We start from the raw sequence: 24,392 nt of genomic DNA, 5'->3' as shown, positions 1-24,392 counted from the left end.
CCTCCATTTTTCCCCAGTCAATCGAAGTCGTTGAACAGCTCCGATAGTTTCTCCAGCCTGCCGATCACCTCGCGCTCATGCCGCCCGGCGATCGTCAGAACGATGCCGTTGACGATGGCAAAGGGGATGGTCGGGGTCTGAAACTCGCTTCCCGAGCGCCCCCGCGGCGCTGCGAGCATCAGGTCCGCAACCGGCTCCATCAGCGGTCCTGCAAGGTCCGAAATCAAAATCGTTCGCGCGCCGACGCGCCGGGCATGCTGCACCAGCGGCGCGTAGCTTTGCGGCTGCTTGCGAAAGGCGAGAGCGATGATGATGTCGCTCTTGTCCATGCTGACCATGCGCTCGGCGATGTCCCGGCCGCGCCCGGTCAGCGCGATCGTCGTCATGCCGAACCGATCGAGCCGCCGCTGCAGAAACCCGGCGACGGACTGCGCATGTCCCTGGCCGAACACGAACACCCGGCGCCCCTCGAAGATGATGTCTGCGGCCCTGTCCACATCGCTTTGCGGCACCGAGCGGGCGAGCGTCTCCAGAGCGGAAATTTCGGCGGCAATCAGGTCGGTCAGATAGTCGCCGTGCTCGACCTTGGCGACCGAGCGGCGCATGCGGGTCGCGGCATCCTGATCGTCCAGCACCTCGCGCTGCAACTGCGCGCGCAGATCGGGAAAGCCCCGGTATCCCAGCTTCTGCGCCAGACGGGTGACCGTCGCCTCATGAACGCTGGCGCGCTGCGACAGCTGCGGGCCGGACAGGAAGGCAGCCTCCGCCCGGTTCTCGAGCATCGTCGCGATCAGCTTCTGATCCGCCTCGGTCAGCCTTTTGGATTGTGCCTTTATGCGGTCGATCAGTGTCATGGCGCTCTACAGGTTTCTTTGCATGACACATCGTTCAAGCAAACCAATTTGCAGTCAAGGCAACGTTCGCAAGAATCTTTGCAAAGGCCTGCAATGCAAAGACTGGCACTTGAAAAACAGAGGATTTTCGGGGGTTTCCCGGAAATATCGGGCGGATTTCGGACCAAAAGCGGCACCGAACTGCAGCTTCCGGCAGTGCCGGAGATAACAACGAAAAATCTTTGCAAAGGTCCGCAAGGGAATTGCCGTTGCCACAGCGTCCGCGATGGTGCTCGGCGGCGGCGACATCGCCATCCTGTTTTAGAGCAAGATCTCCATCATCCTCTGGGTCCTCGCGATCGCAATGGCAGTGCTGCCGCTCGTCGCGGGACGGCCGTTCAAGATCCGGCGCACTTGTGAAGGCCGCCAGCACCGAGACGTCTGCCTAGCGAACATGTTCCCAGCTGGCCGCCTTCAAGATGCAATGGCGGTCAGCGGGGATAGCTTCTCGCAAAGGCGGCTTGGACATCGCTGACGCCGCCGGATGGGGGCGGCGTCAACAAAGCGCTTCGCACCGCTCAAGCCTCGAAATCGCCGAACACGTCCTGCAGCCGCGTCAGCATACCGACGCGTTCGCTGACCTCGTCGCCGAGAACGACGATGATATTGCTGAGCATCAGGTCCATGACCGCAATCGTCGTGGCCGCGCCGTCCCATAGGGGGCCGTGCGAACCCGGGACAACGAGGCAGATGTCCGACACTTCCGCTGCCCAGGGGCAATATTCGTCGGTGTAGAGGATGACCTTGACGCCCGCTCGGCGCGCCTCCATGGCGAGCGGCTTTGCCTTCGCCGCAAAGCGCCGCACATCGTGCAGGAAGAGCACGCGCCCTTCCACCGACCCATCGAGCAGTTCCGAATAGGTGCCGTTCAGGCCATCGACGAACTGCACCCGCGATCGGGTGTAGGAGAGCTGGCTTGCGAAATACTGGGCAATGCCGCGCACATTCTGATAGGCGGCGACATAGACCTCGCTGGCACCAATCAGCGCGTCGATCGCCTGCTGCCATTCCGGCGAGGTCGTCAGCTCGTAGACCATACCGAGATTGTTGATCTGCTCCTGGATCAGCCCGGCGAGCAGCTTGCCCTCGCGAATGTCTTCGCGCAGCCGGTCGACCGGTCCCTTCACCTGCCAGGCAGGGTTGGAATTGCCGCGCCGCAGCTCATGCTTCAGTTGGTCGAGCCCGTCGAAACCCATGCGCCGGAGGTAGCGCCCGACGGTCATCGGCGACAGCTCGAGACGGCTCGCGATCGATTTCGCTGTTTCGAACGGGATCTCGGCTAGGTTGCGCTCGATGTAATGGGCGATGAGCTTGTCGGATTTCGACCGCCTGAGTTCCTCGCTCTGCACGAGCTTCAGGATTCGTTGTGCCACGTCCCCTCCCCGGAGGTATTTCCGCCCGCTTACAGCGCCGCGCGTCAAATATGACGCGCAAAGGACGCTGTAACGCTTTTAACTTGCTGCATAATTTTATCCGTAAATCGGATCCGATTTACGGAATTATGCAGTAGGCGGGCGGAATTGCCGATCTGAACCGCCTTTACTGCGCCGTCTTCACCTTCGTCCAGACGCGATCGAGCTGGCGCACGCCGGAGCCCAGGTCCTCGAAGATCTGGAGCCGTTGCATCGTTTCGGGCGTCGGATTGATCTCCTTGCTATTCTTGATCTGGTCGGGGGTCAATTGCCGCGCCGGCACGTTGGCGGTGCCGTTGGTCTGCTGGGAGACGTTGAGCGCCGCCACTTCAGGGCGGGTGTAGAACTGTAGGAACTTGATGGCGTTTTCCTTGTTCGGCGCCGTCTTCAGCACGCAGATATCCTCCTGATACATGGTCGCGCCTTCCTCAGGGATCACGTAGCCGAGATCCTTCTGGTTGGAGAAGACGTCGACCATCGCGCCGACGAAGAAATGCCCGGCCGCCACGTCTCCGGACTGCACCATCGGCCGGGTATCGTAGGTGAAGGCCGCGACGTCCGGCTTCATCGCGATGATGGTGTCAGCGGCCTGCTGCAGCTCAGCGGGGTCGGTCGAGTTGACCTTGTGGCCATTGAGGATCAGCCCGACGGCCAGAACCTCGCGCATGTCGTCGAGCAGGGTGAATTTCAGACCCTTCTCCTTGACGGTGGCGATCAGGTCCTTCCAGCCGATGACGTCCTTGCCGAGGACCCTGCGGTTGTAGACGATGCCGACCGTTCCGAAGGCGTAGGGCAGGCAATACTCTCCCTTGGGGTCGCTCTTTGCCCTCAGGAACGCCGGGTCGATGTTCTTGAAACCTTCATAGGCATTGATGTCGGTCTTCTCCAGCAGGTCGAGCTTGGACATGATGTCCTGCATGTGCACCGACGGAAAGACGACGTCATAGCCGGTCGCGCCGCCCTGGATCTTCGCCAACATCTCCTCGTTGGAGGAATAGGTGGAAAGATTGACCTTGATCTGCGTCTCTTCCTCGAACTTCTTCAGGACCGCCGGGTTGATGTATTCGCCCCAGTTGTAGATGTTGAGCTCGGCTGCATGGCCGAGACCCGTCGTGGCGATCAGTGCGGACAGCGTGAATGCAGCGGCCCGCGCGGAGCCGAAGAGTTTGGCCCTGGTTGCCCGGACGACGCGGCTTGCTTTTGTCATAGATAGTCTCCTCTGATGGTTCATAGGGCTTGGCACCCCTGGATCGGACCGTTCCCTGGTCCTTGCCCGGCTCCGGCTTCTGCGGCCGTTGACACCGATGAACAAATGGTATCCATATATCCAAAACGCACAAGCGTTATTTAAATAACATTTTGGGGAATGACAGATGCAGGATTCCATTGTCCGGCTGGAGGGGGCGAGCAAAACCTTCGCCACCCCGGAAGGCGGGAGCGTGACCGCGCTTGACGCCATCGATCTTCAGGTGCGGCGCAACGAGTTCCTGACGCTTCTCGGGCCATCCGGTTGCGGCAAGACCACGCTGTTGCAGGTGATCAGCGGCTTCGTCGAACTCGGCGGCGGGCGTATCCTGATCGACGGGGAGGACATGACCGACAGGCCGCCCTACCGCCGACCCGTCAACACCGTGTTTCAGAACTACGCGCTCTTTCCGCATATGACCGTCGGCGAAAACACCGCCTATGCGCTGGAGGTCGCCGGCGTCGCCAAGGCCAAGCGGCGCGAACAGGTGGCAGCGGCACTGAAGATGGTGGGTCTCGAGGGCATGGAGGGCCGACGTCCGCGCCAGCTCTCCGGCGGCCAGCAGCAACGGGTAGCCCTTGCCCGTGCCATCATCGCGCGTCCGAAACTGCTTTTGCTCGACGAGCCGCTTTCAGCCCTCGACAAGAACCTGCGCCAGGCCATGCAGATCGAACTGAAGACGCTGCAGCACGAGCTCGGCATCTCCTTCATCTTCGTGACGCACGACCAGCAGGAGGCGCTGACCATGTCGGATCGCGTTGCGGTTCTCTCCGGTGGGCGCATCCAGCAGCTCGATACGCCGCGGGCGATCTACGACCATCCGGTCAACAGCTTCGTCGCAACCTTCATCGGTGCGAGTAATCTCTTCGACGGCCGGATCGATGGCGACCGGTTGATGACGAGCGACGGCACGGAGATCCGCCATCGGCGGACGCCATCAGCGGCGTCGGGCGCAGCGACGGCGCTGATCCGGCCCGAGCAGTTCTTTCTCGAAGATGGAGATGAGCGGTTTCCCACGCTCGACGTCGACCTCGAGGCGATCGTGTTCGTCGGCTCGACGTTCGAGCTTTTCGGCCGCACGCGGGCGGGGAGAAAGATTATCGCCGAGATCCCGGCCGGCCGACGCAACTTGATCGGCGACATCGAGCGGACGCGCCGCGCCAGGCTGGCCTACGATCCGGCAGCCGTTCACCTCATTCAACCATGCGCGGAGGCGTGACATGTCGATCGCCAGTCGTCGCCGTGTCCAGCTCGCCGTTCTGCTCGGTCCCGTTTCCCTGTTCCTTGCCGTCTTCTTCCTCGGTCCGCTCGCCATCATGATGGTCACGAGCTTTCTGGCGCCCGGCCTCTACGGCGGCGTGGAGTGGACCTTCTACCCCCACAACTTCGGCCGCATCCTCGGCTTTGCCGATCCGATGTTCGAGGATTTCGATCCCGTCTATATCGCCATCTTCATCCGCTCGGTGAAAATCGCGGCACTCACCGTTTTTGCCGCGCTGCTGGTCTGCTATCCCGCAGCCTTCTGCATCGCCCGCCTTTCGGAGCGCTGGAAGAACTTCTGCCTGTTCCTGATCACTCTGCCCTTCTTCACCAGCCTGATCGTTCGCCTGTTCGTCTGGGTGCTGATCCTGCGCCAGACCGGGCTCGTCAACGAGATGCTGCTGTCGAGCGGACTGATCGCCCGGCCGCTGGACCTGATCTATACGGACGGCGCAATCATTCTCGGCATGGTCTATGTCTTCATTCCGTTCATGTTCATGCCGGTCTATGCCAGCGTCGAGAAGCTGGACTGGACGCTGGTGCGCGCCTCGCTCGATCTCGGCGCCGGGCCGATCCGCACCTTCTGGCGCATCATCCTGCCGCTGACAGCCCCCGGCATTGTTGGCGGCGCGATCATCGTTTTCATTCCGGCACTCGGCAACTTCGTCGTTCCGGCCATTCTCGGCGGCGCCAAGGTGATGATGCTCGGCAATCTCATCGAGCAGCAGTTCCTGGCCGCCCGCAACTGGCCGTTCGGCTCTGCGCTGGCGATGATGGTCATGAGCGTGATGCTGGTGCTGCTGCTCGTCTATGTGCTCGCATCGGGCCGCCGCGGCGCCGACGCCACGCTTAATCGCTGAGGTCGCCCAATGAAGATCGCTCGCTCCCTCTTCCGCGGCAGCCTCCTGGCCTACACCGCCCTCTTCTTCGCCTTCATCTACATCCCGCTGGTGGTGATCGCCGTCTATTCATTCAATTCGAACCCGGTCAACATGATGACCTGGACCGGATTCACCACCGAATGGTACGCTCAGGTCCTCGGCTTCAAGACGACGGTTTCCGAAAACGCGCTCTATATCGAATCGACCGGCCAACTCATCCAGGCCGTGTGGAACAGCCTCGTCATCGCCACCTCCACGACACTGATCGCCACCGTCTTCGGCACGGCGATCGCGATCGGCCTCTATCGCTTCAATTTTCTCGGCCAGCGCTTCTACCGGGTGATCATGTTCATGCCGATGTTGATGCCCGACATCGTGCTCGGCATCGCGCTGCTGATCTTCTTCGTCAATTCGGGCATCAGCCTCGGCCTGACGACGATCATCATCGGGCAATGCACCTTCCTGATTTCCTATGTCTTCATCGTCGTCTCGGCGCGGCTGGCCGGCATGGACCGTACGCTCGAAAACGCTTCGGCCGACCTTGGCGCCGACGAATGGACGACCTTTCGGCGCGTGGTGCTGCCGCAGCTTCTGCCCGGCATCGTCGGCGGCGCGCTGCTCGCCTTTATCATCTCGATGGACGATCTGGTGATCACCTACTTCATCGCCGGCGTCGACGTGACGACGCTGCCGATGTTCATCTTCGCCATGCTTCGGCGCGGCATCAAGCCGGAGATCAATGCGATCGCCGTGATGATGCTGACTTTCTCCTTCGTCGTCGCCTCCCTTGGCCTCTACCTCCGCTTCCGGCAGAAATGATCATGGACAACAAACGCAAACCCGCCCCTCAAGCACGCGCCCGGGACCTCGGCCTGCCGTTCAAGGGCCGCACCGGCCCCTTCAACGCCATCACCGATATCGAGGGGGTCGCCGTCGGCTTCCACACGATCTCTGAAGACGTGCCGCGCCCTGGCCGCAAGCGCCCGGTCAGAACTGGGGTCACCGCCATCCTGCCGCATGCGGGCTCAGCCGTGCCCGTTCCGGTCTATGCGGGCGTGCATCGCTTCAACGGCAATGGCGAGATGACCGGAACCCACTGGATCGAGGATGGCGGCTTCTTCCTCGGGCCCGTGATGATCACCAATACCCATGCGGTCGGCATGACCCATCACGCCACGATCAAGTGGATGCTGGAGCGCTATGCCTCCACCTATGACAGCGACGATTTTCTCTGGATCATGCCGGTGGTCGCCGAAACCTATGACGGCGTATTGAACGACATCAACGGCCAGCCGATCGGTGAAGCGGAGGTCCGCGCAGCGCTCGATGCCGCCGTTGGCGGACCTGTCCAGGAAGGCAATTGCGGCGGCGGCACCGGCATGATCGCCTATGGCTTCAAGGGCGGCACCGGCACCGCCTCGCGGATCGTCGCGTTCGGCGGGAGGGACTACACGATCGGCACGCTCGTGCAGGCAAATCACGGCCAGCGGGACTGGCTGACGATTTGCGGCGTCCCCGTTGGCGAACACATGCGCGACGGCACGCCACAGAGCCAGATGCAGGAGCGCGGCTCTATCATCGTCGTGATCGCCACCGATCTGCCCATGGCCCCGCATCAGCTGCAACGCCTCGCCCGTCGAGCCGCGATCGGCATCGGCCGCAACGGCACGCCCGGCGGCAACAACTCCGGCGACATCTTCCTGGCCTTCTCCACCGCCAACCCGCAGCCGATGGCACATCGCGCCCCGCCGCGCCTCGCGCTTGAGATCGTCAATGACGAATTGCTCGACCCGGTCTATCTGGCAGCGGTCGACAGCGTCGAAGAGGCGGTGGTCAACGCCATGCTTGCGGCCGAAGATTCTGGCGGCACCGCCCATGACCGCTTCAAGATCGAAGCCATCAAGCATGGTCCGCTTGTTGAGGTCATGCGCCGATACAGGCGCTGACGCCGGCCGCTCAGGACCGACTTGAAGTGGGAGCGCAACTGGCGCTCCTTGTCATTTGCGGCAACGCGAATGGCCGATTTGTGTGTCGCCTATTTCTTGTGCAACTGATCAACGCAAGATCAGATGCCGTTAAACGGCGCAGCGAATGCGTATATAATGATCAACAATTCGCTAATATTTCGTCTTGACGGGATACAAACTGCATGTAACCCTTAAAAACTATGGGAGGACGCGTAGCATAAAAATCACCTTTGGAGATTAAAGCTATGGCTTCCAATACTAACAAAGACATTTCTGCAGCTCATACTAAATCCGTAAGAATTTTATCTTTAGGCGTGCTCGGCGTTGTCGGATCGACATTCATGACAACGATTGCGCCGCCGGTCTTCTCGTCATCGACAACGCGCGCCGTCACCAATGCCCCGGTCGTTTCGATCACCTCGCCGATCGGCGGGCGCGTGGTCGAGGTCAATGGTGGTGCAGACGGCGACGGCCGGCTTGCGACGATCGAAAACGACCGCGTCGACCGCTCGACCTTGATTGGACTGACGATCGAGCTGACCTCGCTGCAGAACGATCTGGCGCTCAAGCAATCCATTCTTGAGGACTATTTCCGCCGCATCGCCGATCTGGAGCAGGACTTGAGCCGGCAGCAGGCGGCGATCGTCATCAAGTCCGACAACGAGCTGCGCAATGCAGAGGCCCACCTCGAAATCGTCAGCCTGTCGTCCGCAAACGAAAAGAAAGCCGCGGAACGCAAGCTCGGCCTCGTGAAAAAGGGCGTTCTCGCCGGCAACAAGGATGAGCTTGCCAATACGCTGAAACTTCAGGACACGAAGATCGTGGCGGCCAGATTGAGGGTCGAGATGTTGAGTGCGGATCTCGGCAACGCCCGCTCGGGCATCTTCGTCGGCGGCGAACAACAGTCTCTGCAGGATCTGCAGCGCGAAATCCGCAATGTGAGGGCCGACCGCACTCAGATCGGCATCCAGGCTGCGACCATCAAGGTCCGCATCGATCAGTTGAAGGCTCTAGCGAAAGTAGAAGAAGAACGCATCGCCAAGCTCGTTCGCGCCGATGTGGCGATCTCCGGGCAGGCCAAGCTCTTCAAGACCGTGGCACAGGTGGGCAAACAGGTGAGCGGCGGCGATACGCTGGCGGAATCCGTCAACTGTGCCGACGCCTTCGTCGTTGCCATCTTCTCCGAGCGGCAGGCGCAAAGCCTGTCTTTAGGGTCGAGCGTGACGGTGGTGGCCGACGGCTGGGACGGTCCGGTTCCTGGCCGCGTCGAGCGGCTGGTGCCAAAGACGACGGAACGGGTCGATCTCGACTACGCCGTGCCATTCCCGCCGACGGAACGGCGCGAACTCTACGCGTTCATAGCGCCCGATACAGCGCGTTCGGACAATGGGGCCGTCGACAAATTCTGCAGCGTCGGCACTTGGGTTACCGTCAGCATGCCGAAAACCTGGGTCGTCTGGACCCGCCGACAGTTCGACAACACGTCGAGCGCGCTCGCCGGCTATGCCGGCCAGCTCCGGCAGCAACTGGCGGCGCTTACGGGCGCTCCCGCCGCGGACCCAGGCGAGCAGGCGAAGATCACGCGTGTTTCGCCCCGCAGTGCCCGCCTGGCCGCCGCCACCACGTTGGCAGTGGCGATGAAGCCCGACAGCGTTCGCATCAACGAGAAAGCGCTCTGACCCTTTGTGAGGTTTTCGCTGGTGTCTCGCTCACCCCTTATCCTGGCGTCACGGGCCATGGCGCTCGCGTGCCTCGCTTCTTTCGCCTCACCCGCCGCAGCCATTGACGGCGAGGCGCAAGAGCTTTGCGATGCCATGGCAGCCGTTCAACGCGACACGGTCGGGCAGCCTCCGACCGCCGGTTTCATCCCAAGTTATCGGCCGGGGTCGGACGAAACGGCCTTGCCGCAGCCGCTGACCACGGCGGCGTTCACCTATGACAATGCGCTTGCAGCCATGGCTTTCCTTGCCTGCGGCAGGATTGCTGCAGCCAGATCGATCGGCGACGCATTGCTGGCCGCATCGAAGACGGATCGGCAGTTTCGCGATGGCCGCCTGCGCAACGCCTACCGGGCCGGTGCAATCGCCGAGCCGGCCGCCCTTCCCGGTTGGTGGGACGCCGATGGCGGCCATTGGGCCGAAGACGAATATCAGGTCAGCACCGCCCTTGGGAATGTCGCCTGGGCGGCACTTGCCCTGCTCCAGCTTCATACGCGCACGCAGGAGCCCGCCTATCTCAAGGGTGCCGTCGATCTCGGCACATGGCTGAAGAGCGGATTTCGTGAAGACAGCGTCGGCCTGACCGGTGGATATTTCGGCTTCGACCCGGTATCAAAACCCATCCCCTGGAAATCGACCGAACACAATATCGATGCGCTCGCGGTCGCCCGCTGGCTCAAATCCCAAACAGCGGACCCGCATTGGGATCCCCTTGCCCGCTCCACGATGCTTTTCCTCGACAGCATGTTTGACGAGACGCAAGGCTTCCTGATCGGCACCGATCCCAGCGGGGAACCGGTGCGCACCGGCATCACCGTTCTCGACGCGCAGATCTGGCCGCTGATGGCCGTGCCTGCAGATGAACGGCCTGCGGAGTGGAATGGTACAACTGCACGCATCGATAGCAAGCTCGCAGTCCCCGGTGGTTATGACTTCAATGATGATCGCGACGGAATGTGGGTGGAGGGGACAGCGCAGGCCGCATTGATGTTTCGCCTGGAAGGCGACGACGCGCGTGCCGAAAGCCTGATAGCAAGCGCACTGGACAATCGCGACGCGGCGTCGGGTTGGCTGTTGGCCACGCGCGAGAAGGACATATCAACCGGCCTTGCGATCGACGCCGCGGGTGTCGGGGGGGAATTTCGCTATTACCGGCGGCCGCATTTGGGCGCCACTGCCTGGGCCGTTCTCGCGGCGACGGGCTTCAATCCCTTCCAACCCAACTGAGCGCTGCCATGTTCTTCCATTTCGATTCCGACCTCACGAGCGTGCTTCTGTTTGATCTCGGTGTCGCGCTTGCGTTCCTGGCGCTTGCCGCCCTGGGGGATCCGCGCAACCGGCTGGAAAGGGTCGCCTTCAGCATTGTGACGGCAGCCTCGCTGACGCTCTATCTATGCTGGCGGCTGCTCGACACCCTGCCCGATCTGGAGCCAACGGCGGAAAGTCTCTGGCCCTATGTTTACTTTTCGTTCGAGGCGGTATCGATCGTCTACGCGGTCGCCTCCGTCCTCATCCTTTGCCGCACCACGGACTGGACGGCCGAGGCGGACGCCGCAGAGAGCGAACTTGCCGCAATCGGCCGTTACCCATCGGTTGCGGTCTTCATCTGCACCTACAACGAGCCGATCCATATTCTGGAAAAATCGGCCGTCTGCGCTAAGGCAATGAATTATCCCGATTTCAAGGTCTACGTCTGCGACGACACCCGCCGCCCCGAAGTCCGGGAATACTGCGAAACCATCGGCGTCAATTACATCACGCGATCGGACAACCGGCATGCCAAGGCCGGCAATCTGAACAACGCGCTGCAGGCGACGAACACGGCGCGACCATCCGAACTGATCATGGTCCTCGACGCGGACTTCGCCCCTCAGGCCAGCTTTCTCAAGCGCGTCGTCGGCCTGTTCCGAAACCAGCGCATCGGCGTCGTCCAGACGCCGCAATTCTACTTCAACGCCGACCCGATCCAACACAACCTGCACATCGCGTCGAGCTTCGTCGACGATCAGCGGGTTTTCTTCGACACGTTCCAACCGGCCAAGGATGCGGTCGAATGCGCCTTTTGCGTGGGAACAAGCTTCGTGGTGCGCAGGGCGCTCGTCAACGAAATCGGCGGCTTCCCGCACGATGCCCTGTCGGAGGACATGCTGCTTACCTATCGTCTGATGGAGCGCGGCTACATCACGAGATGGTTGAACGAAAAGCTCAGCGTCGGCCTTTCCGCCGAGGGCATTCCCGAATACATTACCCAACGAACCCGTTGGTGCCTCGGCACGATCCAGATCGGCCTTCTGAAGGATGGCCCCCTGTGGCGGGGACGTTTCACCCTGCGGCAGCGCTTTCACTATCTGCACGGCTTGCTCTGCTGGCTGTCGAAACCCTTCATTCTCTGCCTGCTTTTCGCACCGTCGATTTACTGGCTCTTCGGTATCTCAGCGCTTCAGGCCGACGAGCTTCTGTTCATGAAGTACGGCATCTCGTCGCTATTGGTGTTCTGGATCTACGCATCCTGGGTCTCGGGAAAGCGCACGTTGCCGCTGTTTACCGAGGTGACCCATGCGCTGACGGCGCTGCCGGTCACGCTCACCCTGCTGCAGGCGATCCGTCGTCCGTTCGGCCGGCCGTTCAAGGTCACGGAGAAAGGCGGCGACCGTGCGCGCATGCGCGTACACATGCCGACGGCCTTCTTCTTCGGGCTGGTGACGGTGCTCTCCTGTCTCTCAGTCCTGCAGACGGTGCTCGCCTGGAGCGCGCCCACGGATTTTTCCGAGCGCGAAATCCTCAATCTGGTCTGGTCGCTCGTTTCGATGACCATCGCCTTCGTCAGCCTGCTCGTCTGCATCGAGCTGCCGCGATACGGGCAGGAAGAGGTTATCGACGTGTCACTGGACGGCCAATACAGACAGGCGGGGCAGACTGTCGACGTCGCCATACGCGGCCTGTCGGCGGACCGTGTGCGCATACCTGGTCTCGAGCTGGCGAGGACAAATGATGCAGCGGTCTATCTGCCTCAGGTCGGCTGGATCCGCGTTGCGGAAATCCATGAAGCCGGCGACGGATTGACGATCCTGCCAACACTCGAACAGCGCAACGGCATCCTGCGCCTGTTGTTCGGCGTCTCCCGCGCCCAAGTTGCCAACCGAGGCAGCCTGCGCGCGTCGATGACCGGCCTGTTGCGACGCGCCTTCATCGGCTGAACCTTGTCGGCAACCATGAGACGGCTGCAACGTCTCTCACCCCAGAACCGGCCGATAGTGCAGGATGAGGAAGCCTTGGCATGGCGAGGCGCTCTCACCACAGCACCGGCATCCCGCACTCGCCCTCTATCCTGCCTGCCGGAACGCACGGCGATTGCGGCCAAGAGCGATCGACTCGGCCGCATCGAGGATGGAGTCGGTATCGATGCCGAAATGCGCGTAGAGGTCGGCGATCGTGCCCGTCTGCCCGAAATGCTCGACGCCGAGTGAGACCGTCCGGTGGCCATGCACCGATCCGAACCAGCCGAGGGTGGCGGGATGACCATCCGTCACGGTAATGATCTCGCAACCATTGGACAGCGGCGCCAGCAGCGCTTCGATGTGGCTTTCGGCGCCGTGATGGCCGTGACGGCGGGCCCGCTGGGCCGCAGTCCACCCGGCATTGAGCCGGTCGGCAGACGTCACCGCCAGCACCGCGACATCGCGATGACGCTCCGCAAGCCGCCCGGCCGCCACCAACACTTCAGGCGCGACGCAACCCTGATAGGCCAGCACCAGCTGGGTGTTCGGTCGCGGCTCGCGCAGCCAGTAGGCGCCGTCGATCACCCCCTGGCGGAAGGCGGCATCCTCGCGGCGCTGCATCTGTTCCAGCGGGCGGGTCGTCAACCGGAGATAGACGGAGCCCCCGGTCGTATCGCGCAGCCACGTCCGTTCGTCGTGAACGGCATCGCCGTCGCGCTGCATATAGTCGAAGGACCAATCCATGATCACCGAGAGTTCGTCGAGATAGGCGGGCTCGAAACTGGCAAGGCCGTCCTGACTCATGCCGATCAGCTGCGATCCGATCGACTGGTGGGCACCGCCTTCCGGCGCCAATGTGACACCCGACGGGGTGCCGACGATCATGAACCGCGCATCCTGATAGCAGGCATAATTCAAGGCATCGAGTCCGCGCGCCACGAACGGATCGTAGACAGTCCCGATCGGCAGCAGGCGTTCGCCGAACACTGAATGGGAAAGACCGGCTGCGCCCAGAAGCAGGAAGAGGTTCATCTCGGCAATCCCGAGCTCGATATGCTGACCACCGGGACCGAAGGCCCACTTCTGCGCCGAGGGAACTTTCTCGTCGCGAAACGTATCGGCCTCAATGTCGCGGGCGAAAAGGCCGCGCCTGTTGACCCAGGGGCCGAGATTCGTCGAGACGGTCACGTCAGGCGCCATTGTCACGATGCGCGCGGCAAGCGCATCGTCGCGCTGAGCCAGGGCATCGAGGATCTTGCCGAAGCCCGCCTGGGTTGAAAGCTCACGATCATCGAGGAGAACCGGCCCAGCAGATTGCACCGGTTCAGACTTGTATCGCCGGGTGCCCTTGGCAAAGAACGGCACGCTCTTCAGGAAGGTCTTCGCGGCGTTGGCATCGGGTACCGCCGCAAACTCCTCCCACTCCTCTCCGGCCCGAACCCCAACCTGCTGCTGGAAATCCTGCATCTGCGCCTTGGTCATCAGGCCGGCATGGTTGTCCTTATGGCCGGCAAGCGGCGTTCCCCAGCCCTTGATCGTATAGGCGAGAAAGACCGTCGGGCGATCATGGTCGACGCTGGCAAAGGTCTCGGCAAGCGTCTGGATGCAGTGGCCACCGAGATTGCTCATCAGTTCGGACAGTTCGTCGTCGCTGCGCGATGCGAGCAGCTTGCTGACATTGCCCTGGTCGCCGATCTCGTCCTGCAGCCGCTTGCGCCAGGCACTGCCGCCCTGGAAGGTCAGGGCCGAATAGAGCTGGTTCGGGCAGCGGTCGATCCAGGCGCGCAGCGTCTCGCCGCCCGGCTCCTTGAATGCCGCTTCCTGCAAGGCACCATATTTGACGACCTTCACGTCCCAGCCGAAAGCGGTGAAGATGGCCTCGATCCGCTGCCACAGGCCTTCGCGAACGACACCGTCGAGGCTCTGACGGTTGTAGTCGATCACCCACCAGGTGTTGCGCAGATCGTGTTTCCAGCCCTCCTGCAGGCACTCGTAGATATTGCCTTCGTCGAGCTCCGCATCACCGACGAGCGCGATCATGCGCCCGTCGCTGCGCTTTTGCGCCCAAGGCTTCGACGCGATGTAGTCCTGAATAATCGAGGCGAAGGCGGTGATGCCGACGCCCAGACCGACGGAGCCGGTCGAAAAATCGACGTCGTCGATATCCTTGGTGCGGCTCGGGTAGGATTGCGCGCCACCGAAACCGCGGAAATTCTGAAGCTTCTCGCGCGTCTGATTGCCCATCAGGTATTGGATGGCATGGAAGACCGGTGCGGCATGTGGCTTCACGGCCACCCGATCCTCCGGCCGAAGGATGTGGAAGTACAGCGCCGTCATGATTGACGTGATCGAGGCAGAGGACGCCTGATGCCCGCCGACTTTCACCTCGCCTTTTTCCCGGATGTGGTTGGCGTTGTGGATCATCCAGCATGCATGCCAGAGAACCTGTCTCTCCAGATCCTTCAGGCATTTCAGCGTAGCGGTCGAAAGAATCTGCTCTTCCATGTCGGCTCCTCCCAGAACGAGGAAACGCTACACCCGGCGGCACGAAATATCCGATCTATCTTTATTGGAAATTTTGCCATTACCGGCAATACTGACCGCCGAGACGCCATTTTGGGAAATTTCATGCCGAAGAAACAGCCGAGCTTTGACGCCGCGACGATCCGCATCCTCGACCTTCTGCAGCAGAACGCCGAAATCAGCACAGCGGAGCTTGCCGATGCAACCGGGCTTTCAGCCTCTCCCTGCTGGCGACGCGTCAACGAACTCAAGGAGAGTGGGGTCATCAAGGGCTCGGTCGCACTCGTCGATGCCTTCGCCCTTGGCCTCGCCGTCAACGTGTTCGTACACGTGTCGCTCAAGCAGCAGGACCGCGCCTCGCTCGATGTTTTCAGCGCCGCCATCAAGACGAAACCGGAGATCGTCGAATGTTACCTGATGACGGGAGAATCGGACTACATGCTGCGCGTCGTTGTTGAGGACCTGATGAAATATCAGGCGCTCGTCGTCGACTTCCTGACGACGATCCCCGGCGTCTCCAGCATCCGCTCGAGCTTCGCACTCAGCCAGATCAAATATACGACCGCGCTGCCGACCGAGCATTTGCGCCACGCTTGAGCGCTCCCGGCCAGGCTGCTCCTAACTCTTGAGGTAGCTGAGCACAGCATCAGCGATGAGCCCCTTGTGCCGTTGCATCGTCTCCGGCTCCGAAAGGTCGCGCCGAAAGATCGTGCCGAACGTATAGCGGTTCGAGACACGAAAGAAGCAGAACGCGCTGATCAGCATGTGCACGTCGATCGGATCGGCCCTGCGTTGGAACACGCCCTCGGCGACGCCGCGCTCCAGAATGCCGGCGATGGTTTCGATGACCGAGACATTGAGATCGCGGATTGCCTCCGAGCGCATCATGTGGGCGGCGTGATGGATGTTTTCGATGCTGACCAGGCGCACAAATTCCGGGTTGGCCTGATCGTGGTCGAAGGTCGTTGAGATCAGGGTGCGCAGCGCCTCTTCGGGCGCGAGGCTCGACAGCTGCAGATCGGCCTCGAGCGTCCGGATTTTGCGGTACGACCGTTCGAGTACGGAGAGATAGAGCCCCTCCTTGCTCTCGAAATAATAGTAGATCATCCGCTTGGAGGTTCTGGTCTTTTCGGCGATCGCGTCGACACGGGCCCCGGCGAGACCATGGGTCGCGAACTCGTCCGTCGCGACGATGAGGATGTCCTCCTTCGTGCGCTGTGGATCGTTCTTGCGTCCGTTCTCTGCTCGCGCCGCCATGCCCCGTCGCTTCCTCCGCCCTTGATTTTCAATGCGAAACGGCCGCAGCCGTCGCGCTTCGGCCGCGGCTCCACTCCGCGACCTGCCCCAAGTCTTATTGGGCTTGCTCGCTTCTTTCAAGACATGCCGCTTGACATTCGAACTAGTTAGTACATTTTGAAACGGCATTCCGGTCGCTTGGAGGAGAGGTCGGCATGCCAGCCTTGCGAGCAGCGACGTCCTGATCGAAGACGGACGTCAAAGACCGCAAGACGCGGTTGATCGCCTGGGAGGAGCGAAATGAACAGGATAATCGAATTCTGCTTCCTGATGCTGAAGGTCGCCATCGCGCTTCTGCTTGCGGGCATGGTCGTGCTGGTCTTCGGCAATGTCGTGCTGCGCTATGCCTTCAATGCCGGCATCACCTATTCCGAAGAACTGTCGCGCATCTTCTTCATCTGGCTGACCTTTCTCGGCGCGGTCATCGCCATGCGGGAACATGCGCATCTCGGTGTCGACTCGCTGCTGCGCCGATTGCCGCCGCTCGGCGCAAAAGTCGCCATCCTGAGCGGTCAAACACTGATGCTGGGCGCAACGTGGTTGATGATCAGCGGCAGCTGGACGCAAACGGTGATCAACCTGCATGTCGCAGCACCCGCAACCGGCATTTCCATGGGCTTTTTCTACGGCGCCGGCCTCGCCTTCGGCATTCCCGCCTTTCTGATCATCCTGTGGGACGCGTTTGGCGTTCTCACCGGCCGCATCGATGTGACGACGACCGAGTTCGTACGCGATAGCGAGGATCAGGCCGTCCTCGACGACCATCCCGCACCTTCGCTCGCCCATCCGACCGTAAAGCCCTGAGGAGACGACGATGACCGTTACAATTTTCCTCGGCGCCCTGCTTGGTCCGATGGCGCTTGGCGTGCCGATTGCCTTCGCGCTGATCATCACCGGCGTCGCGCTGATGATGTATCTCGGCCTCTACGACGCCCAGATCGTTGCCCAGAACGTACTGAACGGCGCCGACAGCTTCCCGCTTATGGCGGTTCCGTTCTTCATGCTCGCCGGCGAAGTGATGAACACCGGCGGCCTGTCGCGGCGCATCGTCGACCTGGCGATGGCTATGGTCGGCCATATCCGCGGCGGGCTCGGTTTCGTCGCCATTTTCGCCGCCTGCGTCCTGGCGAGCCTCTCAGGCTCGGCCGTAGCCGACGCGGCAGCGCTCGGCGCCCTTCTGCTGCCGATGATGCTGAAGTCCGGCCACGACCCGGCGCGCGCCGGCGGGTTACTCGCCTCCGCCTCGGTCATCGGTCCGATCATTCCGCCATCGATCGGCTTCATCCTCTATGGCGTCGTCGGTGGCGTCTCGATCACCAAGCTGTTCCTCGCCGGGATTTTTCCCGGCCTGATGATCGCCGCCGCGCTCTGCATCACCTGGATGACCGTCTCGAGGAAGGAGCAGCATCAACTGCCGCCGCGCCAGAGCGGCGCCGTCAGGATGAAGACCTTCATCGACAGCCTTTGGGCGCTGTTCCTACCGGTCATCATCATCGTCGGGTTGAAGTTCGGCGTGTTCACCCCGACGGAAGCCGGCGTGGTGGCGGCCGTCTATTCGCTGTTCGTGTCGATGGTGATCTATCGCGAGCTGCCACCGGCCAAGCTGTTCCAGGTCTTCGTGGCCGCGGCGAAGATCACGTCGATCGTCATGTTCCTCGTCGCCTGCTCGGCCGTGTCGGCCTGGCTGATCACGGTGGCCGACGTGCCCGGCGACCTCGCCGCCCTCGTCGAGCCGCTGATGGACAACCAGACGCTCTTGCTGCTGGCGATCATGGCGCTCGTCGTCGTCGTCGGCACCGCCATGGACATGACGCCGACCATTCTGATCATGACGCCGGTGCTGATGCCGATCATCAAGCAGGCGGGCATCGACCCGGTCTATTTCGGCGTGCTGTTCATCATCAACAACTCGATCGGCCTGATCACCCCACCGGTCGGCACGGTGCTCAACGTCATCTGCGGCGTTTCTAAATTGACGATGGAAGACCTCATGAAGGGCGTCATGCCGTTCCTGATCGCCGAACTGATCGTCCTGTTCCTGCTCGTGCTGTTCCCGCAACTGGTGACCGTGCCGGTCTCCTGGTTCGGGCGATAGGCCCGGCAACGCCTGCAAAGTTTAACCGGCCGGCGGGAGAACCCGGCCAATTCTGGGAGGAAAACATGTTCAACAGACTGATGAAAATGGCGCTCGGGCTTGCCGTGCCTGTGGCGCTGATGGCGGCAAGCCCGGCGCTCGCCGAGATCCGCGAACAGCAGCTCAAGTTCGCCGCCGCCAACAACAAGGGCCATCCCCAGGTCATGGGCATGGAGAAATTCGCCGAGCTGGTGAAGGAGAAGAGTGGCGGCAAGATCGAGGTCAAGCTGTTTCCGGGCGGCGTGCTCGGCGGCGACGTGCAGACCGTATCGGCGCTGCAGGGCGGCGTGATCGAAATGACGGTCTTGAACGCCGGCATTCTCGCCGGCAACGTCAAGCAATTTGGCGCCGTCGACCTGCCCTTCCTTTTCAACAATGGCGAAGAAGCCGACCAGGTGATGGACGGCGCCTTCGGCACCAGCCTTGCCAACCTGTTGCCCGACACCGGGCTCGTTGGGCTCGGCTATTGGGAGCTGGGTTTCCGCAATCTCACGAACAACCGCCACCCGGTCACCAAGCTCGAGGACATCAAGGGCCTGAAGATCCGCACGATCCAGTCGCCGATCCCGATCGAGCTGTTCAACAATCTCGGCGCCAATGCGGTGCCGCTGCCCTATACCGAGCTCTATACCGCGCTCGAAACCGGCACGGTCGACGGCCAGGAAAACCCGGCGGCCAACATTCTCAACGCCAAGTTCTATGAGGTGCAGAAGTACATGACGGTGACCCGTCATCAGTACAACCCGCAGATCGTGCTCGTCAGCAAGAAGTTCTGGGACGGCCTCAACGATGAAGAGAAGGCGGTGCTGCAGGCCTCGGCCACCGAAGCCCGCGACTATCAGCGCCAGGCCTCGCGCGAGTTCGACGCCAAGGCGATCGCCGACATCAAGGCGACCGGCATGGAAGTCAACGAACTGTCGCCGGAGGAAACGCAGAAGCTGCGCGATGCCGTCAAGCCGATGATCGAGAAGTTCAGCGTCGAAATCGGTGCCGATACCGTCGCAGCACTCTTCAAGGAGCTTCAAACGCTTCGCGGCCAGTAAGCCTGCCGCCGGCTCGCAATGGCTGCGGGCCGGCAACCACCCCAATGATGAAAGCCGTCGAGATGACCGAGACCCTTCTCAAGCCGTTGAAAGCCGGATTGATCGGCGCCGGCATTCAAGCCTCGCTGACACCGGCCATGCACATGCGCGAAGGTGCGGCACAGGGCCTGGCCTATGAATACGAGCTGATCGACCTGAGCCAGCGCGGTGCCAGCCCGGACGACCTGCCGCAGTTGCTGCGGGAGGCCGAACAGCGGGGCCTTTGCGGATTGAACGTCACGCATCCGTGCAAGCAACTGGTCATCCCGTTCCTCGACGAGTTGTCGGATGAAGCCCGGGATCTCGGCGCAGTCAACACGGTGGTGCTTAAGGCAGGGCGCCGCATCGGCCACAACACCGACTGGTGGGGATTTGCCGAAAGCTTTCGCCGCGGCCTGCCCGATGTGGCGCTGTCGAACGCGGTGCAGCTCGGCGCTGGCGGCGCCGGCGTTGCGACGGCCTATGCGATCCTTTCGATGGGGCTAACCTCACTCACGGTTTTCGACCGGGAAAGGGAGCGCGCGGAAGCCCTGGCATCCAGCATGTCGGCGCTGTTTCCGCGGGCGAGCATTGTTGCCGGCACCGACCTTCCATCGGCGATGAAATCGGCGGACGGCCTCATCCACGCAACGCCGACCGGCATGGCGAAATACCCCGGAATGCCGCTTCCGGCCGCGTTGCTCGCACCGCGCCACTGGGTGGCCGAAGTCGTCTATTTCCCGCTGGAGACCGAACTTTTGGCCGAAGCCAGACGGCGCGGCTGCAACACGCTCGACGGCGGCGGCATGGCGGTGTTTCAGGCCGTCGGCGCATTTCGCCTGTTTACCGGCCGAGAACCGGATGCGGCGCGCATGCTCCGCCACTTCAAGGCGCTGACCGCCTGACAACGGAGGAACCCCGGATGAAGACCTCGATCGCAACCGTCTCGCTGAGCGGTGACCTGCGCAGCAAGCTGGCGGCCATAGCAAAAGCCGGCTTCGACGGCGTTGAGATCTTCGAGAACGATTTTCTCGTTTTCGACGAAAGCCCGCGCCAGGTCGGCCAGATGGTGCGCGACTATGGACTGGAGATTTCACTCTTCCAGCCATTCCGCGATTTCGAGGGCATGCCGGAGCCGCTCAGAAGCCGGACATTCGATCGGGCGGAACGCAAGTTCGACCTGATGCAGGAGATGGGGACCGATCTGGTGCTCGTCTGCTCCAACGTCTCTCCCGCCGCAATCGGCGGTCTCGATCGGGCCGCCGCTGATTTTCGCGAGCTTGGCGAACGGGCGGCCAGACGGGCCTTGCGCGTCGGATACGAAGCGCTCGCCTGGGGACGTCACATCAACGATCACCGCGACGCCTGGGAGGTGGTACGCCGCGCCGACCATGCCAATGTCGGCCTCATTCTCGATAGCTTTCACACGCTCGCGCGCAAGATCGACGTCAACTCCATCCGCTCCATACCGAAGGAGAAGATCTTCATCATCCAACTGGCGGACGCACCGCTGATCGACATGGATCTGCTTTATTGGAGCCGGCATTTCCGCAACATGCCGGGCGAAGGCGACCTGCCCGTCCTCGAGTTTATGAAGGCCGTGGCAGCCACCGGCTATGACGACTATCTGTCGCTCGAAATCTTCAACGACCAGTTTCGCGGCGGCTCGGTGACGGCGATCTCCGTCGACGGCCAGCGCTCGCTGCTCTATCTCGGCGATCAGGTGCGGCGGGCTGGGCCGGAAATCGCCCTGCCCGTTCCCGAAATGCCGGCTCGATCAGCCGTCGAAGGCATCGCCTTTATCGAATTCACCATTGACACCGACGAAGCACCGCAGCTCGAGGCGCTGATCCGCACGCTCGGCTTCCGCATGGCCGCGCGGCACAAAACGAAAAGCGTCACCGTTTTCCAACAGGGCGATATCAGGCTGGTGGTCAACACGGAAAGCCGCGGCTTTGCCAACTCCTCCTACCTCGTGCACGGCACCTCGGCCTATGCGATGGGCCTTCTGGTCGACGATGCCCGGGCCGCGCACCGGCGGGCGCTGGCACGCGGCGCGGAGACATTCGCGCAGCCGGTGGACGAGGGCGAAATCGAAATGCCTGCGGTCCACGGCGTCGGCGGCGGCATCGTCTACTTCCTCGATCGCAACAGCGACCTTGGGACCATATGGAATGTGGAGTTCGACTCTGTGGACGACCCGGCGACGTCGGCCGGACTGTCATCGATCGACCACATCGCCCAGACGATGCCCTACGACGAACTTCTGACGTGGCTGCTGTTCTACACCTCATTGCTGGAAGCCCATAAGACCCCGCTGGTCGACATCATCGACCCCTCGGGCATCGTGCGCAGCCAGGTGGTGGAAAACGCTTCCGGATCCCTGCGCATCACGATGAACGGCGCCGAGAACCGCAACACGCTTGCCGGGCGTTTCATCGCCGAGACCTTCGGCTCCGGCATCCAGCATCTTGCCTTCAAGACGGACGATATCTTCAGGACTGCAGACGCGCTTGCGGCGGGCGGCTTTGTCTCGCTGGCGATCTCACCCAATTACTACGACGATCTGGAAGCTCGCTTCGGCCTCGATCCGCATTTCACCGAACAGCTGAAAGCGAAGAACATCCTCTATGACAAGGACGAGCACGGCGAGTATTTCCAGCTCTACAGTCCAACCTTCTCTGGCGGCTTCTTTTTCGAGATCGTCGAGCGGCGCGGATATCGCGGCTATGGCGCGGCAAACGCGATCTTCCGGATCGCCGCGCTTCGCAAGTCTCTGGAACCGGCCGGCATGCCCCGCGCGTGAGCATCAGCGGCACGCCTGCCAGGCAGCCACGATCAAAAGCAGGCATTGACCTCTGAATAGGGCGTGGCGAATTCAAAGAGCGGTTCGGATCGACCATCGGCGAGGAAGTTAGCTGCCAATGCGGATGCGTGTTCCCAAAGCGTTTGGGAGATCCATGAGCCGACGCTGACCCGACGAACGCCGAGCGTGGCGAGTTCGCTCGCTGGCGGCAGACCGGGCCAGGCTACGACATTCAGCAACAGCTCGGTGCCGGCTGCAATCTGCGCAATGTCGTCTCGGTTGGTAGCGCCGAGCACGAACAAGCCGTTGGCACCTGCCTCCTGATATTGCCTTGCGCGTGTCAGGACCTCGTTCACGCGTAAGTCTTCAGGGACAAGGTTTCGCGCATAAACGTCAGTGCGCGCATTGACATAAAGCCCGACACCAAGTCGCTCTGCGGCCTCCCGGACCTGCTCAATCTTCCGGCAGAGGACGTGCGGCGAAGCGCCGCCATCCTGAATATTGAACCCGACCGCGCCGGCCCCGATAAACCGGGCCGCCGTTTCGGCAATTCTGTCGCTTTCTTCCGTGTAACCGGCTTCGATATCGACGCTCAACGGCACCGTGATGACCCTGGCGATCGCCGCGATCGTTGAGAGATGACGATCCAGCGGAAGGGCATCGCCATCGCGATAGCCGTGCGACCACGCGACACCTGCGCTTGTCGTCGCGATCGCGCGAGCGCCGAGCCGCTCGATCAGAAGGGCGCTGCCGGCATCCCAGGCGTTGGGCAACCGCAACGGTTCCGGCTGACGATGAAGAGCGCTGAAGATTTCGGCTTTGCTGTTGCTGGACAAGATGGCCTCCATTGGAAAGCCCATCTCTCGCAATTGCGATCTCTGAAGATAATAGCTAAAAATTTTCGGCAATCATTCCTGGAGAGACACAATGGAGGAACCCGCCCTTCACCTGGTGCAGGCCTTCGTTGCTGTGGTCAGACACCACAGTTTTGCCAAGGCGGCCCAGGAACTCAAAATGACGCCATCGTCCGTCAGCCGGTTGGTCAAGACGCTGGAAAGACAGATTGGTGTCCTGTTGATCAACCGGACGACGAGGGCAATGTCACTGACGGATGCGGGACAACGCTACTTCAGCGACAGCGCCTCGGCTCTGGAGCAATTGCGCCAAGCACACCAGCGGGCGCGCAATGAACGGGACTTGCCGAGCGGAACACTCAAGCTCAGCGTATCGGTGTATTTCGGACGATATCACGTCGTGCCGCATCTAGCCGCCTTCCTGGCCGCATATCCTCGCCTTCAGCTCGACCTCCTGATGACGGATCGATATGTCGATATCGTCGCCGAAGGCGTGGCGGTGGCGATCCGCATCGGCAACCTCCAAGACTCGACCTTGATCGCGCGCAAACTCCCGAGCGACCGCAGGATCCTTGTGGCGGCGCCACACTATCTGGAGAAGCATGGTGCGCCGGCCGGTATCGAGGCGCTTAAACAACATGAGTGCGTCGTATCGACGGCCAACCATGACGGCGAGCTTTGGAGGTTGTTTGGACCGGAGGGGGAGCACGCGTTCCGTCCCCAGGGCAGGATGCGCGCGGACAACGGAGACGCCGTCCATCAACTGGCGATCGATGGTCAGGGCATAGCGTTTCACTCCGCCGTGACGATGGCCGAGTCCATGCGCCTGGGCAAACTCGTCCAGATCCTGCCTCGGTGGACCGGGAAAGAAACGGGTGTCTATTGTGTTTTCCCTTCGCGCCCGATCGGTCCCGCCGCCAAAGCATTTGTCGATTTGTGACGCGATGGAGTACCGAAACAGGATCGACCTTGGTAGACCACCTGGCGACAGGGACGACCTAGCAGCCTGTCGGACTGGGTATTTGCGAGATAGACGGCGTACGGGCCGCGTTGCCTTGGAGAACGCAGGCGATTGCTTTGGCTGGTGTTGTCGTCAACAGGCAGGTTTTAGACAGTTTGGAGT

Annotated in this window: 21 protein-coding genes; 14 read left to right on the top strand and 7 right to left on the bottom strand. The window is 61.8% G+C overall.

What is annotated here, in order from left to right; translation table 11 throughout:
* Positions 1-17: 17 nt before the first annotated feature.
* From AC244_RS23515 to AC244_RS23505, 4 genes are all read right to left on the bottom strand, one after another.
* On the bottom strand, positions 18-854 hold the full coding sequence (locus AC244_RS23515; RefSeq protein ID WP_082367075.1) for a MurR/RpiR family transcriptional regulator: 837 nt from the start codon (positions 852-854) through the stop codon (positions 18-20).
* Between the two features lie 34 nt (positions 855-888).
* Positions 889-1,266 carry a hypothetical protein gene (locus AC244_RS36665; protein ID WP_152976072.1) on the bottom strand — a complete coding sequence of 126 codons (378 nt, stop codon included), beginning with the start codon at positions 1,264-1,266 and terminating at the stop codon, positions 889-891.
* A 145-nt stretch (positions 1,267-1,411) separates the two neighbouring features.
* Positions 1,412-2,266 (bottom strand): MurR/RpiR family transcriptional regulator, encoded by an 855-nt coding sequence (locus AC244_RS23510; RefSeq protein WP_053251247.1) that lies wholly within the window; start codon positions 2,264-2,266, stop codon positions 1,412-1,414.
* Positions 2,267-2,432: 166 nt separating this feature from the next.
* On the bottom strand, positions 2,433-3,512 hold the full coding sequence (locus AC244_RS23505; protein WP_082367074.1) for a spermidine/putrescine ABC transporter substrate-binding protein: 1,080 nt from the start codon (positions 3,510-3,512) through the stop codon (positions 2,433-2,435).
* A 166-nt stretch (positions 3,513-3,678) separates the two neighbouring features.
* On the opposite strand from AC244_RS23505, the gene AC244_RS23500 reads away from it, so the two are divergent.
* The 7 genes from AC244_RS23500 to AC244_RS23470 all read left to right on the top strand — a co-directional run bounded on the left by AC244_RS23500 (position 3,679) and on the right by AC244_RS23470 (position 12,574).
* Positions 3,679-4,770, top strand: coding sequence for an ABC transporter ATP-binding protein (locus AC244_RS23500; protein WP_053251246.1), 1,092 nt, complete (start codon positions 3,679-3,681; stop codon positions 4,768-4,770).
* A gap of 1 nt (position 4,771) precedes the next feature.
* Positions 4,772-5,671, top strand: a complete 900-nt coding sequence (locus AC244_RS23495) for an ABC transporter permease (protein ID WP_053251245.1) — start codon at positions 4,772-4,774, stop codon at positions 5,669-5,671.
* Positions 5,672-5,680: 9 nt separating this feature from the next.
* Positions 5,681-6,511, top strand: a complete 831-nt coding sequence (locus AC244_RS23490; RefSeq protein ID WP_053251244.1) for an ABC transporter permease — start codon at positions 5,681-5,683, stop codon at positions 6,509-6,511.
* A 2-nt stretch (positions 6,512-6,513) separates the two neighbouring features.
* Entirely contained in the window at positions 6,514-7,638 is a 1,125-nt protein-coding gene (locus AC244_RS23485) for a P1 family peptidase (RefSeq protein ID WP_053251243.1), read from the top strand.
* Between the two features lie 362 nt (positions 7,639-8,000).
* The gene (locus tag AC244_RS23480) at positions 8,001-9,338 is read left to right on the top strand and encodes an HlyD family efflux transporter periplasmic adaptor subunit (protein WP_053251242.1); all 1,338 of its coding nucleotides are present in this window, start codon (positions 8,001-8,003) and stop codon (positions 9,336-9,338) included.
* 135 nt (positions 9,339-9,473) lie between these two features.
* Entirely contained in the window at positions 9,474-10,604 is a 1,131-nt protein-coding gene (locus AC244_RS23475; protein WP_234717011.1) for a hypothetical protein, read from the top strand.
* An 8-nt stretch (positions 10,605-10,612) separates the two neighbouring features.
* Positions 10,613-12,574, top strand: a complete 1,962-nt coding sequence (locus AC244_RS23470; RefSeq protein ID WP_053251240.1) for a glycosyltransferase family 2 protein — start codon at positions 10,613-10,615, stop codon at positions 12,572-12,574.
* 126 nt (positions 12,575-12,700) lie between these two features.
* On the opposite strand, the gene AC244_RS23465 is transcribed toward AC244_RS23470, so the two are convergent.
* On the bottom strand, positions 12,701-15,100 hold the full coding sequence (locus tag AC244_RS23465; protein WP_053251239.1) for a transketolase-like TK C-terminal-containing protein: 2,400 nt from the start codon (positions 15,098-15,100) through the stop codon (positions 12,701-12,703).
* A gap of 123 nt (positions 15,101-15,223) precedes the next feature.
* Here AC244_RS23465 and AC244_RS23460 point away from each other — a divergent pair, with 123 nt between their 5' ends.
* A complete protein-coding gene (locus AC244_RS23460) occupies positions 15,224-15,715 on the top strand; it encodes an Lrp/AsnC family transcriptional regulator (protein ID WP_053251238.1) in 492 nt (163 codons plus the stop codon).
* Between the two features lie 21 nt (positions 15,716-15,736).
* Here the strand turns inward: AC244_RS23460 and AC244_RS23455 are convergent, their stop codons facing one another.
* Positions 15,737-16,375: a TetR/AcrR family transcriptional regulator gene (locus AC244_RS23455; RefSeq protein ID WP_053251237.1), complete on the bottom strand. Its 639-nt coding sequence runs from the start codon at positions 16,373-16,375 to the stop codon at positions 15,737-15,739.
* Positions 16,376-16,654: 279 nt separating this feature from the next.
* On the opposite strand from AC244_RS23455, the gene AC244_RS23450 reads away from it, so the two are divergent.
* The 5 genes from AC244_RS23450 to AC244_RS23430 all read left to right on the top strand — a co-directional run bounded on the left by AC244_RS23450 (position 16,655) and on the right by AC244_RS23430 (position 22,415).
* Positions 16,655-17,218, top strand: a complete 564-nt coding sequence (locus AC244_RS23450; protein ID WP_053251236.1) for a TRAP transporter small permease — start codon at positions 16,655-16,657, stop codon at positions 17,216-17,218.
* A 10-nt stretch (positions 17,219-17,228) separates the two neighbouring features.
* Positions 17,229-18,509, top strand: a complete 1,281-nt coding sequence (locus AC244_RS23445) for a TRAP transporter large permease (protein ID WP_053251235.1) — start codon at positions 17,229-17,231, stop codon at positions 18,507-18,509.
* A 65-nt stretch (positions 18,510-18,574) separates the two neighbouring features.
* Complete coding sequence (locus tag AC244_RS23440; protein ID WP_053251234.1) at positions 18,575-19,591, top strand: TRAP transporter substrate-binding protein; 1,017 nt, start codon at positions 18,575-18,577, stop codon at positions 19,589-19,591.
* A gap of 62 nt (positions 19,592-19,653) precedes the next feature.
* The gene (locus AC244_RS23435) at positions 19,654-20,514 is read left to right on the top strand and encodes a shikimate dehydrogenase (protein ID WP_053251329.1); all 861 of its coding nucleotides are present in this window, start codon (positions 19,654-19,656) and stop codon (positions 20,512-20,514) included.
* Between the two features lie 17 nt (positions 20,515-20,531).
* A complete protein-coding gene (locus AC244_RS23430) occupies positions 20,532-22,415 on the top strand; it encodes a bifunctional sugar phosphate isomerase/epimerase/4-hydroxyphenylpyruvate dioxygenase family protein (protein ID WP_053251233.1) in 1,884 nt (627 codons plus the stop codon).
* 32 nt (positions 22,416-22,447) lie between these two features.
* On the opposite strand, the gene AC244_RS23425 is transcribed toward AC244_RS23430, so the two are convergent.
* Positions 22,448-23,251 (bottom strand): isocitrate lyase/PEP mutase family protein, encoded by an 804-nt coding sequence (locus tag AC244_RS23425; RefSeq protein WP_053251328.1) that lies wholly within the window; start codon positions 23,249-23,251, stop codon positions 22,448-22,450.
* Between the two features lie 91 nt (positions 23,252-23,342).
* Here AC244_RS23425 and AC244_RS23420 point away from each other — a divergent pair, with 91 nt between their 5' ends.
* A complete protein-coding gene (locus AC244_RS23420; protein ID WP_053251232.1) occupies positions 23,343-24,209 on the top strand; it encodes a LysR family transcriptional regulator in 867 nt (288 codons plus the stop codon).
* Positions 24,210-24,392 lie beyond the last annotated feature (183 nt).

Source organism: Ensifer adhaerens (assembly GCF_001270265.1).
Lineage (GTDB): Bacteria > Pseudomonadota > Alphaproteobacteria > Rhizobiales > Rhizobiaceae > Ensifer > Ensifer adhaerens_B.
This window is presented reverse-complemented; position numbering and strand designations above follow the sequence as displayed.

Coding starts and splice junctions, on each gene's coding strand:
- AC244_RS23515 (WP_082367075.1), bottom strand. CDS start 854: ATGACACTGATCGACCGCATAAAGGCACAATCCAAAAGGCTGACCGAG.
- AC244_RS23505 (WP_082367074.1), bottom strand. CDS start 3,512: ATGACAAAAGCAAGCCGCGTCGTCCGGGCAACCAGGGCCAAACTCTTC.
- AC244_RS23500 (WP_053251246.1), top strand. CDS start 3,679: ATGCAGGATTCCATTGTCCGGCTGGAGGGGGCGAGCAAAACCTTCGCC.
- AC244_RS23495 (WP_053251245.1), top strand. CDS start 4,772: ATGTCGATCGCCAGTCGTCGCCGTGTCCAGCTCGCCGTTCTGCTCGGT.
- AC244_RS23490 (WP_053251244.1), top strand. CDS start 5,681: ATGAAGATCGCTCGCTCCCTCTTCCGCGGCAGCCTCCTGGCCTACACC.
- AC244_RS23485 (WP_053251243.1), top strand. CDS start 6,514: ATGGACAACAAACGCAAACCCGCCCCTCAAGCACGCGCCCGGGACCTC.
- AC244_RS23480 (WP_053251242.1), top strand. CDS start 8,001: ATGACAACGATTGCGCCGCCGGTCTTCTCGTCATCGACAACGCGCGCC.
- AC244_RS23475 (WP_234717011.1), top strand. CDS start 9,474: ATGGCAGCCGTTCAACGCGACACGGTCGGGCAGCCTCCGACCGCCGGT.
- AC244_RS23470 (WP_053251240.1), top strand. CDS start 10,613: ATGTTCTTCCATTTCGATTCCGACCTCACGAGCGTGCTTCTGTTTGAT.
- AC244_RS23465 (WP_053251239.1), bottom strand. CDS start 15,100: ATGGAAGAGCAGATTCTTTCGACCGCTACGCTGAAATGCCTGAAGGAT.
- AC244_RS23460 (WP_053251238.1), top strand. CDS start 15,224: ATGCCGAAGAAACAGCCGAGCTTTGACGCCGCGACGATCCGCATCCTC.
- AC244_RS23455 (WP_053251237.1), bottom strand. CDS start 16,375: ATGGCGGCGCGAGCAGAGAACGGACGCAAGAACGATCCACAGCGCACG.
- AC244_RS23450 (WP_053251236.1), top strand. CDS start 16,655: ATGAACAGGATAATCGAATTCTGCTTCCTGATGCTGAAGGTCGCCATC.
- AC244_RS23445 (WP_053251235.1), top strand. CDS start 17,229: ATGACCGTTACAATTTTCCTCGGCGCCCTGCTTGGTCCGATGGCGCTT.
- AC244_RS23440 (WP_053251234.1), top strand. CDS start 18,575: ATGTTCAACAGACTGATGAAAATGGCGCTCGGGCTTGCCGTGCCTGTG.
- AC244_RS23435 (WP_053251329.1), top strand. CDS start 19,654: ATGACCGAGACCCTTCTCAAGCCGTTGAAAGCCGGATTGATCGGCGCC.
- AC244_RS23430 (WP_053251233.1), top strand. CDS start 20,532: ATGAAGACCTCGATCGCAACCGTCTCGCTGAGCGGTGACCTGCGCAGC.
- AC244_RS23420 (WP_053251232.1), top strand. CDS start 23,343: ATGGAGGAACCCGCCCTTCACCTGGTGCAGGCCTTCGTTGCTGTGGTC.